The following is a 17005-nucleotide window of genomic DNA, read 5'->3' as shown; positions in this document are numbered from 1 at the left end:
AGATAGCGGCCTTCCAATTTTCATCCGATCGCGGTGTAGTTGCTGCAGTCCTCTGTCGCGTCGGGAATCAAGACAATCGGTACGACGGCAAAGGTGATAGGCGTAACGGAGCGGGCAGACGTCCGCTGGCTTACCGCGTCGCCTGGTCCGGTACCAAGGTAGAGACGAACGTGCAGCGCCTCACAACTGTTTTGCTACTAGCCTGTACCAGCCTCGTTGGCTGCGTGACCCAACCCGTGCCGATGTACCGGCTCGACAACGGTACTGCGGAAATGCCCGCGCAATCCGCTAACGGCGCATCGATACTGCTGGGCCCCGTGACACTGGCAGATTATTTACAGCATGACGCACTGCTGCAGCGCCTGCCGGATGGAAGCCTGGCCGCCGATGGCCAGCAGGCTCGCTGGGCGGGCGATCTGCAAGGTGATATCAATCAGCTGCTGTTGCGCCAGCTGGCTTGGCGCTTGAAGACCCAGAGCCTCGAGCTGAGCCCCGGCGGCAAAGGCTTCAACCCTGACGTGCAAATCGAACTCGAAATCACCCGATTGGACTCTGGCCCGCAACATCCCGCGGTGCTGGAAGCTCAATGGCGCCTGTTGGACAAGCAGGGCAAGCGCCAGGGCAGCCGCCTGATTCGGCTGCAGGAAGAGCATCAGGGCAGTACGACCGATCAGGTGCGTGCGCAGAGCCTGTTGTTGCAGCGACTGAGCGAGATGATGGCATCCGCTATCGAACCGATGGCCATCGCCAAAACGCGTACCAAGCAGAACGTCAGCAAGGCTCCGAGCAAGTCGGAGGCGTTACCTCCGGCGATCCCCGCGGTCGAGCCGATCAGGACCGATCTGGAAGTGTTTCGCTTCTGAGGGTTACGAGCGTTGGCGTAAGCTGATTGCAGCACGAGGCCCGGCTGGGGGAGCGCCATAAGCGCTTACCCGCCGGGCCTCGTGCTGTGTGCGGTTCAAGTTGCCAGTTGGTTGACTGTCTGCGCCAAGGCGTGTGCCGCACGCTTTCGGCTTTCCTGGACCTGAGTGTGCGTGCGTGCGCATGAGCGCGTCGGACGGCACGGTAATCGCGGCGGGCTGCTTACCGCCTTGTGCCGCTTGGCAGGCGCCTCGTTGAAGATGTTGGAGTGGCCTCAGTTGCGTCCGCGAAGCTCGTGCATGCGTGCGAGCTGGCGCTCGAGCAAGGACGGGTAGGGTTCGAGCAGGCGTTCGACGCAGCAGGCACCTTCCGGGCTGGCAATGGAGCGGATGCGCGCACGCTGGCGGATCAGGCTGTCCTCGCCAATTCCGCGCTCGACCAATAGCAAATTGCGGCTGTGCTGGGACATGGCCAGCGCTGCTTGCGCCGGCTCGCTGAGCAGCAGGTCGCCCTGGCTGAGGTCGTACAGGCCTTCGCCCTGGGTCAGCCCCAGTTGTAGCTGCAGGGTGATGCCGCTGTCAGCCACTTCGATCTGCAAGGCGTGCCCCAGTGCTCGCATCAGCTCGCCGCAGCACAGGGCGTGGGTCAGGTAGTTCTGCTCGTCGTCCTGGCTGTGAAACAGCATCAGGCTGCTACCATCACTGAGCGTATGCAGCTCGGCCTGATAGAGGGTGGCGGCTTGCTGTAGGCAGTCGCTGTAGCGTTGCAGCAGCTCGGTAAGCCGCGCGCGCGGTAGGCGCCGCAACTGCTCCTGAGCGCCGAGCTGAATCGCCAGCACGGCGCTTTTACCGGACAGTGGGGGCGTCTCCGGTGCGACCCTTACCGGTGCGGGTTTCTGCTGCGGCTTGGCTTCCTCGAAGGGTGGATCCTCATCGTACGGATCCAGGTCGCCTGCCTCGATTGGCGTGTCCGGTGCGTCAACCTTCAGCGGCATAGGCTCGTCATCGTCTTCAGCGTCTAGGCGATCGCCAAGATCGGTCTCGGAGCGCTCATAGTCCGTGGTTGGCGCCGCCGCGGGAACTTCGAAGTGCGCCGAGTAGATATCCTGCATGCTCTCGTCCAGCTCGATCTCCGGCTCGGGCTCTTCGGGTACAAGACGAGCCTGCAGTTGTCGCGCCAAATCACCGATCTCATCGTGTCGGCCCGCACCGGGCGCCGGATCGTCCGGGTCGCGCAGCCACAGTCGCAACTGCATCAAGGGGAGCGAGAGCTGCCGGCCCAAGCGCATGCTGAGCGTCAGCGTAAGTGCTAGCAGGATCAGGCTGAGCAGCCCCATGCTTTGCAGGCTGATGGTCATGGGTTGCTGGAATTGCCGCATGTCGAGGCTGATGCGCAGATGCCCGGCAATCACCTCCTGAAAGCTGATGGGCGTGGAGTAGAGCCCTTCCTCGTCGCCTAGCAGGTTTCGTTGCGGGCGCGTGCCCGATTCGGCCAGCACGCGGTTGTCTACGCTGTAAATCGCAGCATGAGCCACCAGCGGGTTCTTCACCAGATTGCTCAGCAAGACATTTAGGCTGAGTATGTCGTTGGCCACCAGCAGATCGGTGGCCGAGGCGGCCGTCTGGGTAAGCAGGCTCTGTCCCAGGGCATCGGCTTGCTGTTCCATCGCATGCTTGAACTGCATGCCCATGACCCAGGCGTAGATAACCAATGCCAGCGCGACCAGCAGCAGGGTGTGACTGGCTACGCGCAATACCAGCGGAACGCGCCGCTGGCGCAGGGCGCGATAGATGAGCAAGAAGAAGTTGTCGGGCTTGACGGATACGGGCCGGTTCACAGAGCGCGGCTCTACTCTTAAGGAAGGTGCCGCGCAGTATACGGAAAGCGCACTGGGGGCTGAAGGTCTCCGGGTCAAAGCTGACGAATTGCAGCAAAGATGGCGCCTTGGACGCCGGGTTGATTGCGTCTGGCGGGTACCGTGACGTTCAGCGGCCGGTTGGCTGTTGTAGAATGCCCGCCTTCTTTGCCTTAGGAGCTGCGCCTTGCGCGAAATCGTCCTGATTAACATCACCGGGGAAGATCGCCCCGGGCTGACCGCGGCCATTACCGGCGTGCTCGCCCAAGGTGGCGTGAATATTCTGGATATCGGTCAGGCGGTGATTCATGACACCTTGTCGTTCGGCATCCTGGTGGAAATTCCCGACACCGAACGTGCTTCTTCGGTGCTAAAGGACGTGCTGTTCATGGGTTACAAGCACGACCAGCAAGTGCGCTTCACGCCGGTCGCTGAGGCAGACTATCAGCAATGGGTCGCGGGCCAGGGCAAGCCCCGGCACATCGTCACGCTGTTGACCCGCAAGGTCACTGCCGAGCAGCTGCAGCGTGTCAGTTCGATCACCGCTAAATATGGCCTCAACATCGATCACATCGACCGTCTCTCTGGCCGCCAGCCGCTGGACATGCCTGAAGATCTGGGCAAGGGCTGCATCGAGTTCTCGGTGCGGGGTGAGCCGGACGACACCGCGGCGTTGCGCGCCGAGTTTCTCAGTGTGGCGCAAGAACTCAATGTCGATATCGCCTTCCAGCGTGACTCGGTGTTCCGCCGCAATCGCCGACTCGCGGTGTTCGACATGGACTCGACGCTGATCGAGGCTGAAGTCATCGACGAACTGGCCAAGGTGGCCGGCGTGGGCGGTCAGGTTTCGGAAATCACCGAACGAGCGATGCGCGGTGAGTTGGATTTTCGCGCCAGCTTCAAGGAGCGTTTGGCGCTACTCGAAGGCCTTGAGGAGCGCGCATTGGCTGAAGTCGGTGCGAGCCTGCGGCTTACCGAGGGCGCCGAGCTGCTGTTCGCCGAATTGAAGCGGCTGGGCTACAAGACGGCAATCCTTTCGGGCGGCTTCACTTACTTTGCGCGTCAGTTGCAGGCCAGGCTTGGCATCGATTACGTCTATGCCAACGAGCTCGAAATCGTCGACGGCAAGCTCACCGGCATTGCCCAAGAGCCTATCGTCGACGCCCAGCGCAAAGCCGATCTGCTTCGCGAACTGGCCGCACGGGAAGGTTTGCGCCTGGAGCAGACGATTGCCGTCGGCGACGGCGCCAATGATTTGCCGATGCTCGGGCTGGCCGGGCTGGGTGTGGCCTTCCGGGCCAAACCACTGGTCAAGCAGTCGGCTAAACAGGCGATCTCGACCTTGGGGCTGGACGGAATTCTCTATCTGCTCGGTTTCAGGGATCGGGAAGGGATGGAATAAAAGCGAGCCTGAAGCCTGAAACCGGGATGCTATGTTGGGGCGTGTAGCGCTTTCTGCAGCGAGAGGAACGAGGTAGGCTTGATCAGCGCGTGTCAGCCCGCACACTCATCGCCTCCAGCTCCAGCTCCAGCTCCAGCTCCAGCTCCAGCTCCAGCTTATTCCTCGTCCGAGGCGAAGTTGTAATCCATCGACTGACTCGGCCCTTGCAAATACTGACCTTGAATATAGCCAACACCGGCTTGCCACAGCGTGGCCAGGACCGTGGCGCTATCGACGAAGGGCACAATGGTCTGCTTGGCCTGTTCATGCAGGTCCGCCAGTAGCTGCTTAAGTGCTTCCTGGTTCTCCTGGCGACTCAGGTCCTGGGTATAGGAACCGTCGATTTTCACAAAATCGACGTTGAGGTGCTTGAGCGTATTGAATGGGTTCAGCACGCAGCCGAACTGGCTAAGGGCGATGCGGCAGCCCAGCCCGATCAGTCCCTGGGTCAGTGCTTTCGCCTGTCGCAGATACGCGACGGCGTCATTCTCGTCGAGCTGGAAGATCAGCGAATCAGGTGGCAGTTTGGATGCTTTGAGCGCAGCTCCGAGCCAGGTGAGTAGTGACGGATCCTGCAGGCTGGCGTCCGACAAATGAATCATCAGCCGTGTGTTATGGCCCTTGTTGCGGTGCTCGGCGAGCAGTTTGATGGAGTTGAGCAGTACCCATCGGTCAATCTTAGTGGCCAGCCCCGCTTCTTTCGCCGCATCGAGGAATTCGCCGGGTGGGACCTCGACCCCTTGCGGATCGAGCAGGCGTAGCAGGACTTCGTAGTGCTCGTGACTGTCGCCACGTAAGCTAATGATCGGTTGGAATAGCAGGCGAAAGCTGTTTTTTTCCAGCGCCTGTTGCAGCATCGCGAGGACATTGCCTCGGCTGGCGGCCTTGGCTAGCTCGCCGGCCGGGTCGTAGATTCGAAGCGCGTTGCCATCGGCAAGCTCTTCGGCGCAGCGGTGCGCGCGGTCGATCACGTCTCGCGCTTTCGCGGTCCGCTCGTCCAGCGCTGCGACACCGATGCTCAGACTGGTCTGAACGGTGCGGCTGCCAACATCGAACAAATGCGCTTCGACTTTGCGCAGCAGTTCGGTCAAGGGTTGCTCGAGCTGAGCAGGTACGGCAGCGGGCATCAGCACCGCAAACGCATCGTCACCGAAACGTGCCAGCTCGGCTGCTTCGTGAAACTGCTCGCGTAGCAGCGTGGCCAGCTCGGCCAACAATCGGTCCGAATCGCCGAGGCCGATGTCGGCCTGCAGGCTGGCAAAGCGATCGATCCGGATGTAAGCGAGACTTGAGCTCTGTCCGGCGTTGACGGCGCGCTCGACTGCGCCGTCCAACAATTCGAGGAAATGGTTACGGTTGTAAAGCCCTGTCACCAGGTCCTGGCTGCTGATTTCGCGCAGCTTTTCCAGTTCGGCGTTACCCGTCTCTGCGCGAATGACCACCTGGATACAGGGCTCACCGTCATAGCTGGCCGGGGAAAAGTGCATGCGGGCCTTGAAATTGCCGCCATCGGCGCGAATGCCGCCGCATACCAGTTCGGCGCTGCCCTGAATGCTTTGATAATTCTTCAGAAAGCTCTTGAACTCCCCCTGGTCGCAGGAAGCGATCAGATCGATCATCGGCATGCATTCGAGTTCTTCCACGTCGTCGTAGCCGAATAGCTCGAGATAGGCGCGATTGGCGTAGATGTGCATGCCGTCGTGGACGTATGCGATGGCATCCACGGAGCTCTCTAGCAATAGCTGGCAGCGCTTCTCAGCCTCGCGCAGCGCCAGCTCTGCGGAGCGACGTGTGCGGCGCTCGTCAAGATTCGCCAGCTCTCGATTGGCGACCAGAATCAGCCATTCGTCCTCACCCTGCGGTAGCGCGCCTTGAGCACCGAGAGCGAGTGCTTCGGTGATCGCATCGACATCATTGCCGTCGATCAATTGGATCACCGGAATGTCTTTGGCTTGCTTGCGGATGGCGCCGATGACTTCGCTGGGATCGAGATTGGTGCTGGTCGGTGCGCTGATCAGCAAATCCCAGGTTTGCTGGAGCACATCGGCAAGGTCCTCGCTGGAGGTAAGGCGATGCACGCGCGTCGCCTGGCCTGCATTGCGAAACAGGCTGACCAGTCGCTCAGCTTCATTCTGCGAATCCTCAAGGATCAGCAGGCGGATTGTTTTCTTTTGCGGGGCCATGGCTGCAGCTTTGGAACGCGCCGGAGAGGGGCGTGAAGGCTAAAAAACGGTGAGCCGCAATCTACAGCGTGTTCCAGAGCGAGTCAAAATCTTCACCGCCGGGGGACGCCTGGCCTCCCCGTGCTGTGATCGACGTCTCCTGGGGAGCGGTTGCGATACCCACCAACTGATATTCGAACTGGTTGTAACTGCCAGAGCCGGTTTGACGACGGCAAAGCAGCGCCCGGAGTTCATTACCATTCTGGTTGATCTGCACTTTCTGCCCTTCCTGAAAGGGAAGTCGCGGAACGATCAGTGTCGCCGGACGAGAAATTACGCTGATCTCCGGCAACAGCAGGGCTCGCAGATATTCGCTGCCTTGTTCGGTTTTGCGTAGCAGGCGCAGGCCGCAAGGATGTGCAGAGGGGGCGATGAGTTCCACCCCCATCTGTGGGCCGCTGCCGCGAACCTGACGGATCCACCGCACCACCGCGACGCTCCAGGTCTCACTGGTGGGATCTTGCAAGCCTAGCAACTCGCCCGTCTGAAGCTGTGCTGGCACTTCGCTCGGCCAGGACAGGCAAAAACCACCGGGGCTGTGATCGACCCGCTGTACCTCGAATGTTGGAAAGGAGAGGTCGCTCGATGGGCTCGATGGGCTCGATGGGCTTGCGGGCTCGTGCTCATCCGCTTTCTCCTCCATGACGGGGCGGACGAACTCGATATAGTCGTTCGGCAGGATTGGGTCATCCTTGACCACGGCGGCATCGTACGCAACGGACCAGACATCGGGTGCAGCATTGTTCAGTTTGAACACGGCGGGAGCGGCGTCTGGCCGTTTCAGGAGCTCGCCAAACTGGCGCTGGCCTGCCAGGTAGTAATGCAGCGCACTCATGCCGATGCATATTTTCATGGTGCCCTGTGCGGGGGTGCGCTGGAAGCTGCGCTCGGAAATGTCGCCCCAGGCGGCGCTCACATGCTGCAGCAGATCGAGGCTCAACCCCTCGGGTATCGCGAGCGCCTTCTCTTCGGCGGTTTCCGCTGGGGACTGTAGGTGCTTCTGGATAGCCTGGACCAGCCCATGCGGATCGATGCCGAGCAGGTCTGGCCGTTCCGCCGCGGTAAACATCGATCGATAGCGCGGCGGGCCATCGATGCGAGAAGACACGCCGAACAGGCTGGACGGGTTTTGTGCGGTCTGCAGGCGAACCAGCGCGCTCCAGGGTTCGAGTAGCTGCGCCAATTGGGCGATGTTCTGTTGGCGCATCTGATTGCAGCGGGCGCTGCCGATCATCAATGCAACGATATAGCTCTGTTCGGCGCTCAGACCCTTGACTCGGTAGCTCAGGTCGTCACGCACCAGGGTGCGGTGAATGCCGTGTGTCACGGCAATGGCGTATAACCGATGAAGTTCGAGCCACAGACCATCGGGTGTCGGCCTGTACAGTTGGGTCGAGCGAACCAGCATGGCGCAAAGGCTACGGATTGCCCGCTGCAACGAGATGGTAAGTAGCTGCAGGCGTTCGCGTCCGGTCTGCGGAGCCAGCTCTACGGCAATCAGCTTGTAGCCGATAGCGAGGTGATTGTGCAGTGCCTGGCATAAGCTGGCGACCTTGCGCGGGCGCTCGCCGAGCACGATTGGCTGATTGATGAAGTAGCGTTCCAGCTCACGGCAGACGAAGTGGATTTCCGGTCGCAGCAATTCGAGCAGTTGCAGACGGATCTGGGCCGTGGTGCGTAGCTGGTTGAGTTCCAGCATGGCCTGATAGAGCTGCCGTGCAGTTTCGCCGAGATTGGCCTTGGGCAGGCCGGAAAGCCAATGCTTGATGCCGCGCACACTGGGTTCGCAGAAGGATAGCTCCTGTCGATCCGGCGTCGGTACACGCAACAGCAAGGGTTGGCTCTGGTTTTCCACACAATGATCTCCGTGACAGTCCCTGACGCATCGTCTTTGACTCGGCGGTGCGTCCAGGCGTTCGCCAGCGGTGATGTCAAAATGGAATCGTTTCGAATGACATCATAACGAACGAGGAGGGGTTGGCTAGTACCAGCCGACCGTTGGTTCAGGGCCTACGCCAGATCCGTATCGGAAGCCGGCGTGACAGCCGGCGGCACCGGCTTGGCCACTCCCAGTCCATCACCCATGCATACCGGCGTCAAGGCTGATAGCTGTTCGGCCCAGCTGACCTGATCCGGCCCGAACAACAAAATCACCGTGGAGCCGAGCTTGAATCGCCCCATCTCGGCGCCTTTCTCCAGGTGGATGAGGGATCGGCTCGCCTCGTCGTAACGGACGGTTTTGAGCGTGCGCTTGGGCGGCGTGACCAGTCCAGCCCACACCGTCTCGATGCTGGCGACGATCATTGCACCGACCAGCACCATGGCCATTGGCCCACGCTCAGTATCGAACAGGCAGACCACTCGCTCGTTGCGGGCGAACAACTCCGGTACGCCTTCGGCGGTCACGGTGTTCACCGAGAAGATGCGACCCGGCACATAGACCATCTCGCGCAGGGTGCCGGCCAGCGGCATATGCACCCGGTGATAGTCCTTGGGGGACAGGTACACGGTAGCGAAATCGCCACCCATGAAGGGCGCCGCTCGTTGGTGATCGCCGCCGAGCAGCTCCATCACGCTGTAGCTATGGCCCTTGGCTTGAAAGATCCGGCCTTGCTCGATCCGGCCGAGCTGGCTGATTGCGCCATCGCACGGGTTGAGGATCGCACCGGGTGTCGGATCCAATGGCCGAGCGCCGTCTTTCAGTGCACGGGTGAAAAAGGCGTTGAAATGCTCGTAGGCTGTCGGGTCTTCGACCTGCGCTTCGCGCATGTCAACCTGAAAGTGCCGAACAAACCATTTGATGAAGGTGTTTTTCACCCAGGGCAGGCGGCACTCGGCGAGGCAGCCGGCGAGCCGGGAGATCAGGTGATGCGGGAGCAGGTACTGGACGAATACGAACAAGCGATCTTTCATGGGTGACCTTTTCATTGCTGGATCGGGGTGTCGGGCAGGTTGCCCCATTCGCCCCATGAGCCGGGATATCCTTTGATTCGGGGGTAGCCCAGGGCCTTGGCCAGCAGGTAGGTGAAGCCGGAGCGATGATGCGTCTGGCAGTGGGTGATGATTTCCTTGTCGGCCGTGATGCCGAGCGCCTCCAGCCGTTCGGCGATGTCTTCGCGGATGCGCAGCGCGCGCGTCGGGTCCATCGCCGCGGTCCATTCGAAATTGATCGCGCCCGGGATGTGGCCGGCGCGTGCCGCAAGTGCCTTCTCGCCGCGGTACTCCTCGGGCGAGCGGGCATCCCATATGACCAGGTCGGGTGCGCCGAGCCGGCTTTCGATGTATTCGCGGGTGGCGCTAGGCGTCTCATCGAGTGTCAGGGTGACCGACCCGCCTGCGTCGACAGGCTTGTCTTGCGACAGCGGCCGCTGCTCGGCTAGCCAGGCCTGCAGGCCGCCGTTCAGGTAGTGATAGCGATAATGCCCGATGACATCCAGCAACCAGATGAAACGCCCGGCCCAGCCGCCCCCTTCGTCGTCATAGACGACATAGACCGCATCGGGGTGATGCCCCAGTGCACCGAAAAGGGCTTCCAACTGGGGTTTTCCCGGCAGATGCCCCGGTGCGGGCGGCTGGCCGAGCTGAGTCTGCTTGGGATCGACGAATCGTGCGCCGGGCAGATGGCCTTCGGCGTAGCGGGTCACGTTGGTCAGGTCGACCAGGATCAGCTCGGGTGCGTTCAAGCGTTCGGCCAGATCGGCCGGTTCGATTACCAGGGGTAGGGCTGAAAACGCGGACACGGCGAGCCTCGGTCGGACGGAAAGGGCCAAGTCTAGCGAAAAAATCAGCGGCCGCGTTTGCTGAACGTCGCCAGGGAGCGCTCTATGCATTGGATGGTCTTGGTAAAGCCCTGCAGGCCCATTTCGCTGAACGCGGTGTTGTCCTGGTCCGCCACCAGCAGCATGGTCACCCGACCCTCGTAACCGACAGAGCGCAGCAGGACGTGCTCGCTAGGGAACAGCGCCTTCAGCGTGCCCGGCAGCAGCGCGGAGAACTGCGCCACGTTGTCCGGCTTGAGCCGTAGCAGTGCGGGCTTTTCGATCAGCCTGCGCAGCACCTGGCTCTGGTCCGGGTCGAGCGTCAGCCGGGCAGCCTCGCGCGGTAGGCCGCTGGTTTGCTGGCTGACCAGCCGCTGTTGCTTGCGATCGACGAGCATCAACAGCACCCGTTGCATGCCGGCGCAGGTCAGCGCTTTGCAGGCGGTAGCGGTGAGCTGGACCACATTGTCGTACGGACTGGGTTCGCTGAGCAGTTCACGGCAATGTGCGCGCCACTGCGCCAATGCAACGATATCCGGCAGTTTCGCGACTCTCTCTTGCTGGAACCTGCTTTCCCATGGCCAGAGCAGGCCCTGTGCTGGATGCCAGAGATCGGTCTTTCCGATCGCTTGCGCACTGGCCGCGGCTTGCTGATGCGTCATTTGCTGCAGCTCGGCCAGCGGGACCTGAAGATAAAGGCCGGCGAGCCGCTGCCAGCGCAGGCTGTGAGTACCGCTCCAGCTGTGGTGCGCCGAGAGTGCCAGCCCGTTGGCGAGCAAAATGGTATTGCTCGGCAGGGTGAGCCAACGGCGCAACGGCGGATCGGCGTCGAGCATCTGTTGCTGATGCAGGGGGTGCTCGTTGTCATGGGCGATATGCAACGCTTTGATCAGCATGCGACGATGCTCGCTGAGCAGTCGGTAACCCTGGGCAATCCAGCCAGGCAGGCCCCAGTGTTCAGCGGTCGCCACGCAGAGCTCCAGCAACGACACGCCAAGCAGTGACTGTTCGACCTGACGGGCAGGCTCACGCTTGACCAGTACCCTTTGCTCCCAGGCCTCGAGCAATTCCGGGTGGGCTGCGACCAGCGCCCAGACGGGCGCGAGGAACAGCAGACTGCTCCAGTGAATTTCCTGCCAGAGCCTCGCGAGGCGTGAGGCGAAAAGACCGTTGGCTTGCTGGCTGGCATGGCTGCTGATCAGCATGATTTGTCGCAGCGGAGCGGGGATATCGCCAGGGCGGGTTGCTGGAGTCAGTGCGAACAGGGCTTCGGCGCGTTTCAGACCGATGCGGCTGAGCGCAACTTCCAGGCTTTCTGCCGGCTTGTTAGTTGCCGCCGCGTTGCGGTTGGCTTCGCGAATCACGATGAGCGCCAGGACCGGACTCTCTTGGATCAGATCGGCGATCTGGCGCATGGACATGCTGCTGTCACGCAGCGCCCGCTGGACGCGCGCATACGGATCGGCGGCTGCGGGCAACACGACGGCGTCCAGGGCCTTGATCCAGGCGGCAAGTGTGCAGGGGAGTGGGGTCGTAGTCATGGCGCCGTCAAACTAGCATTTCATCGGGATGGCCTTTAGTCTGGCGCAAAAGTTCCGATAACCAGAACAATTCTTTTCATCTGCCCCTTCGCCTGGCCCCAAGATCCTGCGATACCGCATGGCTTGTTCAGGTGTCCTGAGATCAGGTTTTCAGACGTACCTACCTATGGCAAAAATTATCGGCATCATTGTGGTTATCGCCAGCGTGCTCGGCGGTTTCATACTGTCAGGCGGCAAGCTCGGCGCGCTTATTCATCCGTTCGAGGTAATGATCATCGGCGGCGCCGCGCTTGGGGGGTTTTTGCAAGCCAACCCCGGCAGCACCACCAAAGTGGTGTTCAAAAAATCGCTGCAGATGTTCAGCACGCGATTTACCCATAAGTACTACCTGGAAGTGTTGGGGATGCTCTATGAGATTCTCAACAAGAGCCGTCGCGAAGGGATGATGGCCATCGAGGCCGATCTCGAAGACCCCACGGCCAGCCCGATCTTCAGCAAATACCCGGCAATCCTCAAGGACGAACGAATGACTGCGTTCGTTTGCGATTATCTGCGCATCATGTCGTCCGGCAACATGGCCCCGCACGAACTGGAAGGGTTGTTCGATATGGAGCTCAATGGCCTTAAAGAGGAGCTCGAACATCCGTCCCACGCGGTGGCAAAGATCGCCGATGGCTTGCCCGCAATGGGGATTGTCGCCGCGGTGCTTGGTATCGTGATCACCATGTCGGTTCTGGCATCGGCTACCAACGCCGAGATCGGTGAAAAAGTCGGCACGGCGCTGGTGGGTACCTTTCTTGGCATCCTTGCCTCCTATGGCTTCTTCGGCCCGCTGTCGGCGGCGCTTGAGCATGATGCCAAGGAAGAGCTGAATCTTTATGAGGGCATCAAAGCAACGCTGGTTGCCTCTGCGTCGGGCATGCCGCCTACGCTGGCCGTGGAGTTCGGCCGCAAGGTGCTCCTGCCGGCCCACCGCCCGAGCTTTGCCGAGCTTGAACAAGCCATGCGTGGCAGCTAAACGCGATCATGGACAATACCCAACCAATCATCGTCAAGCGGGTCAAGAAATCCGCGGCTGGTCACCATGGTGGCGCCTGGAAGATTGCATTTGCCGACTTTGCGACCGCCATGATGGCGTTCTTTCTGGTGATGTGGCTGATGTCTTCGGCAACGCCGGAGCAGAAGCGCGCCATTTCCGGTTATTTCCAGGATCCGATCGGCTTCACTGAAAGTGCCAGCCCGCATGTGATTGACCTGGGCGGGACACCGACGCCTGCGCCGGACCGTACGCTCAACGACGTGATCGATCCCGCCGTACAGCAGACAGAAGCGGTAGCACTCGATGCCGAGCAGACGGAAAGTTTTGCCGAGCAGCTGGATCGTGAGCGTCTCGATCTGCTGCTGCAGGAGTTGCAGAACAAGGTCGACGAGAATCCGGATCTGACTCGTTTCAAAGACCAAATTCTCTTCGAAATCACCCAGGATGGCTTGCGGATTCAGATTATGGACGCCGCCAACCGCCCAATGTTTGCGCTCGGCAGTGCACGGCTTCAACCCTATTTCGAAGACATTCTGCTGGCGATGGCCGACACCATTCGCGCGGTCCCGAACAAGATCAGCATCAGCGGCCATACTGATGCCAAACCTTATTCAGGGCGAGGCGATTTCGGTAACTGGGAGCTGTCCGCCGGGCGTGCCAATGCGGCGCGGCGTACCCTGGTAGCCGGCGGATATCCCGAAGACCAGCTTGCGCGTGTGGTGGGCTATGCCTCATCGGCGCTGTTTGATCGGGAAAATCCCTTGAATCCGGTCAATCGACGCATCGATATTCTGGTGTTGACCAAGAAAGCCCAGCGCGACATCGAGGGCGAACAGTCGGATGCGACAGATGCAACGACTGCCTCCGAGCAGGCTCCGGTGAATAGCGCTCCGGCGCCGGCAACAGGTGAGCCTGAGCCGCTTCCGCCTTCACAAGTTCGCAAGCGGTTGAATATTTTTGAAGATGGCGTGCTGCAGTTCGACGAGCCCGGTTCCGACTGAGCTGGGCGTCGCGCTATCGATTGAGGGTCGCCTGGCAGAGTCTAGTAGTCGGCTTCCGGCAAGCTGCTGATGATATGCCGGTAGCTGGCCATGCGTTGCGGTTGGATCTGCCCCTGCTCCAATGCCTTCAACAGCGCGCAGCCTGGCTCGCGGTCGTGCTTGCAATCGCGGAAGCGGCAAAGCCCCAATAACTCCTGAAACTCGATGAAGCCGGCTTCTACATCGGCGCGGCTGACATGGCCCAGACCGAATTCGCGAATGCCTGGTGAGTCGATCAGCTCGCCGCCGCCGGGAAAGTGAAAGAGGCGGGCGGTGGTGGTGGTATGGGTGCCCTTGCCGGTCATTTCAGACAGTGCTCCGACGCGGGTATCGACACCTGGCAACAGGCTGTTGACCAGCGACGATTTGCCTACCCCGGACTGGCCGACGAATACGCTGACATGACCGTCGAGCCGCGCTTGCAGTGCGTCCATCCCCGCGCCGTCATGGGCGGACACTTCCATCAGCGGGTAGCCCAGGGTCCGATACACCGACAGCAGCGCGTTGAGTGCGCCTTCGTTCTGTGGATCGATCAGATCGGCCTTGTTCAACAGCAGCAAGGGCGTGATGCCCGCATGCTCGGCGGCGATCAAATAGCGATCGATGAGGTTGGCGTGGGGTTCCGGCAACGGCGCAAAGACAATGACGATCAAATCGACGTTGGCGGCCACGGGTTTGAGTTGGCCGCGTGTGTCGGGTCGGCAAAGCTCGGATTGGCGCGGTAGCTGGGCAACGATCACCCCGATGCCCTGATTTCCGGGACGCCAGACCACTCGATCACCCGTCACCAGCGCAGGCAGGTTGGCTCGCAGGTGACAACGGAAAACCTGGCCACTGTGTTCGCCTTCCTGCGCCTCGACCTCAACCTGAACGCCAAAATGGGCGATCACCAGGCCGGTCTGTTCCGGGCCGAGATCGCCGCCTTCCAGCTCTTCGATGGCTCGAGATTCCCGGCGTGCCGCGCGTGAGGCACGCTCTTCCTGGATCTTATCGATACGCCAGCTTTGTCGACGGTTGAGGTGGCGTTTGGCCATTTTTATGCGGAGCCCGGATTGGGGAAAGTAGGCGAGTCTAGCATGCCGCCAGGTGCGGCTACGGGCCTGTATGGGGCGTTGCCGGGCGGTTAGACTTTGCGACTGGTCCTTTTGCGAAGATCATCCATGCCACCCATTGTCTTTGCGCGATTTCCCGCCCTGCTGGCGTTGTTCAGCCACTTATCGTCACTGCTTGTCAGCTGGCTGCTGTTGCTGGCATCGGCACGGTTGGCGGATTGGTCTATCAGCCTGTTGACCGCCGCGTGGCTACAGGGCTCACTCGCTGCGCTGTTCGGCCATATATTCGGACTGTCGCGCTGGTGGTTGCCGATCAATCTCGGCTTCGTGCCGGGGCTGGTACTGCTGCAGGGCCATACAATGCCGCCCTGGCTGCTACTGGCTGGCTTCATCGCGCTGCTGCTGTTGAACTGGAATGCGTTGACCGAGCGGGTGCCGCTGTACCTGACTGGTACGGCAGCGGAGCGGCGGCTGATCGAGCGGCTGGCACAGTTGCCCAATGATTTTCGTTTTATCGATCTTGGAAGCGGTCTCGGCGGTACCCTGCTGCGGCTGGCGCGCGCCTACCCGTCGGGGCACTTCATGGGGGTCGAGACGGCGCCGCTGACCTTTGCGCTGTGCTGGTTGCGCTGCCTGCCGCAGCGCAACTGCCGGGTGCGCTTTCGCAGCTTCTGGCGTGCCTCATTGGGCGACCACGATGTGGTCTATTGCTTCCTTTCTCCCGCACCCATGCCGGCGTTGTGGCAGAAGGCGCGAAGCGAGATGCGCCCGGGCGGGCTGCTGATCAGCAACAGCTTCGAAGTACCGGGCGTCGAGCCGCAGGAAATCCTGCCGGTCGACGACTGGCGGCGCTCGCGGCTGCTGATCTGGCGGCCCGGTGGCTGAAGCGCGACCTGACGGCCATCCTGCGAGCGGCTAAACTGCGCGCCACAGCCAAGGAGCTCACCATGCAGAACCCACAGAACCTCATCTGGATCGATCTGGAAATGACCGGCCTGGATCCGGACAACGATGTCATCATCGAGATGGCAACCATTGTTACCGACAGTCAGCTGAACGTCCTGGCTGAAGGGCCGGTCATCGCCATCCATCAGAGCGACGAGATTCTCGCGGGCATGGATGAGTGGAATACCCGCCAGCATGGCGGTTCCGGTTTGACGCAGCGCGTGCGTGAAAGCCAGGTTTCAACCGAGGAGGCCGAAGCCCGGACGCTGGCGTTTCTCGAACAGTGGGTGCCCAAGGGCAAGTCGCCGATCTGCGGCAACAGCATCTGTCAGGATCGGCGCTTCCTGTACCGTCGCATGCCTCGTCTGGAAGCTTATTTCCATTACCGCAACCTGGACGTTTCGACCCTCAAGGAGCTGGCCGCGCGCTGGGCGCCAGAGGTCTTGGCAGGCTTCAAGAAGGGCGGTACGCACCTGGCGCTGGATGATATTCGCGAATCGATCGCCGAGCTGCGCCACTACCGCGAACACTTCATCAAGATCTGAGCTTCAGGCTTCAGGCTTCAAAAGCGGCAGACTCCCTGCCGCCTTTTGCCTGCCATCTATTTTCCCAGACGCCTCAATTCGTCCGACTCGACTATTCGCGTACCGTCGCCTTCCTCCAGCGCCAGCCGCCAGAGTGCGCGGGCGAGGGTGCAGGCGGCGATGCCGCGGTACTTGCCCGGCAATAGATAAGAGAGCGGAGCCGTCAGCCGTTCCACCGGGCGCACCTCCATGCGCGGCCCCAGCAACTGCGATGGGCGGACGATGGTCAGTTGCGGCCAGTCCTGCGCGCGCAGCGCCGCCTCCATCTCGCCCTTGACCCGGCAGTAGAAAATCGAGCTGTCCGTGTTGGCGCCCAATGAGCTGATGACCAGCAAATGCCGCGCGCCCAGCTCGCGGGCGCGTCTGGCGAACGCCACGACCAAATCATGATCGATGGCGCGGAAGGCGTCCTGGCTTCCGGCCTCCTTGATGGTGCTGCCCAGGCAGCAGAACGCGGTGTCGATTTCACCTGCCAGCTGTGGCAACAGCGCTTGCAACTGACCGACCGGGTTTTCGAGCCGTGAGTGCTTGGCCAAAGGTTTGCGGCTGGGTGCCAGCACGCTCTCCACTGTGGGTTCGTTGAGCAGGCGGTCAAGCAGATGCTCGCCGGTCAGCCCGGTGGCGCCGGCAAGCAAAATGCGCTGTGGCGTCAGATACATGGTTTGGC

General features: G+C 61.2%; 14 protein-coding genes. 6 read left to right on the top strand and 8 right to left on the bottom strand.

The features are described 5' to 3' along the window. Positions 1-224: 224 nt before the first annotated feature. Positions 225-863, top strand: coding sequence for a PqiC family protein (locus CH92_RS18495; protein WP_235206169.1), 639 nt, complete (start codon positions 225-227; stop codon positions 861-863). Positions 864-1135: 272 nt separating this feature from the next. Here CH92_RS18495 and CH92_RS18490 read toward each other — a convergent pair whose 3' ends face one another. Beyond that, complete coding sequence (locus CH92_RS18490) at positions 1136-2698, bottom strand: AhpA/YtjB family protein (RefSeq protein WP_025243243.1); 1563 nt, start codon at positions 2696-2698, stop codon at positions 1136-1138. Positions 2699-2903: 205 nt separating this feature from the next. On the opposite strand from CH92_RS18490, the gene serB reads away from it, so the two are divergent. After that, entirely contained in the window at positions 2904-4118 is a 1215-nt protein-coding gene (serB, locus tag CH92_RS18485; RefSeq protein ID WP_025243242.1) for a phosphoserine phosphatase SerB, read from the top strand. A 155-nt stretch (positions 4119-4273) separates the two neighbouring features. Here the strand turns inward: serB and CH92_RS18480 are convergent, their stop codons facing one another. From CH92_RS18480 to CH92_RS18460, 5 genes are all read right to left on the bottom strand, one after another. Further along, on the bottom strand, positions 4274-6340 hold the full coding sequence (locus CH92_RS18480; RefSeq protein ID WP_025243241.1) for an EAL domain-containing response regulator: 2067 nt from the start codon (positions 6338-6340) through the stop codon (positions 4274-4276). A 61-nt stretch (positions 6341-6401) separates the two neighbouring features. Next, positions 6402-8234, bottom strand: a complete 1833-nt coding sequence (locus CH92_RS18475; protein ID WP_025243240.1) for a hypothetical protein — start codon at positions 8232-8234, stop codon at positions 6402-6404. A gap of 155 nt (positions 8235-8389) precedes the next feature. Then, a complete protein-coding gene (asd, locus tag CH92_RS18470; RefSeq protein WP_025243239.1) occupies positions 8390-9292 on the bottom strand; it encodes an archaetidylserine decarboxylase in 903 nt (300 codons plus the stop codon). An 11-nt stretch (positions 9293-9303) separates the two neighbouring features. Then, the gene (locus tag CH92_RS18465; protein WP_025243238.1) at positions 9304-10119 is read right to left on the bottom strand and encodes a rhodanese-like domain-containing protein; all 816 of its coding nucleotides are present in this window, start codon (positions 10117-10119) and stop codon (positions 9304-9306) included. A gap of 44 nt (positions 10120-10163) precedes the next feature. After that, positions 10164-11678 carry an HDOD domain-containing protein gene (locus CH92_RS18460; protein WP_025243237.1) on the bottom strand — a complete coding sequence of 505 codons (1515 nt, stop codon included), beginning with the start codon at positions 11676-11678 and terminating at the stop codon, positions 10164-10166. 166 nt (positions 11679-11844) lie between these two features. On the opposite strand from CH92_RS18460, the gene motA reads away from it, so the two are divergent. After that, positions 11845-12696 (top strand): flagellar motor stator protein MotA, encoded by an 852-nt coding sequence (gene motA / locus CH92_RS18455; protein WP_025243236.1) that lies wholly within the window; start codon positions 11845-11847, stop codon positions 12694-12696. A gap of 8 nt (positions 12697-12704) precedes the next feature. Beyond that, positions 12705-13718, top strand: coding sequence for a flagellar motor protein MotB (gene motB, locus CH92_RS18450; RefSeq protein ID WP_025243235.1), 1014 nt, complete (start codon positions 12705-12707; stop codon positions 13716-13718). Between the two features lie 41 nt (positions 13719-13759). Here the strand turns inward: motB and rsgA are convergent, their stop codons facing one another. Further along, a complete protein-coding gene (gene rsgA, locus CH92_RS18445; RefSeq protein WP_025243234.1) occupies positions 13760-14791 on the bottom strand; it encodes a small ribosomal subunit biogenesis GTPase RsgA in 1032 nt (343 codons plus the stop codon). A 126-nt stretch (positions 14792-14917) separates the two neighbouring features. Between rsgA and CH92_RS18440 the strand changes: the two genes are divergently transcribed. Next, on the top strand, positions 14918-15694 hold the full coding sequence (locus CH92_RS18440) for a hypothetical protein (protein WP_038623134.1): 777 nt from the start codon (positions 14918-14920) through the stop codon (positions 15692-15694). A 62-nt stretch (positions 15695-15756) separates the two neighbouring features. Continuing rightward, positions 15757-16299 carry an oligoribonuclease gene (gene orn / locus CH92_RS18435; protein WP_025243233.1) on the top strand — a complete coding sequence of 181 codons (543 nt, stop codon included), beginning with the start codon at positions 15757-15759 and terminating at the stop codon, positions 16297-16299. A 56-nt stretch (positions 16300-16355) separates the two neighbouring features. Here the strand turns inward: orn and CH92_RS18430 are convergent, their stop codons facing one another. Beyond that, positions 16356-16997 (bottom strand): oxidoreductase, encoded by a 642-nt coding sequence (locus tag CH92_RS18430; protein ID WP_025243232.1) that lies wholly within the window; start codon positions 16995-16997, stop codon positions 16356-16358. Positions 16998-17005 lie beyond the last annotated feature (8 nt).

It is taken from the genome of Stutzerimonas stutzeri, from assembly GCF_000590475.1.
GTDB lineage: Bacteria > Pseudomonadota > Gammaproteobacteria > Pseudomonadales > Pseudomonadaceae > Stutzerimonas > Stutzerimonas stutzeri_D.
This window is presented reverse-complemented; position numbering and strand designations above follow the sequence as displayed.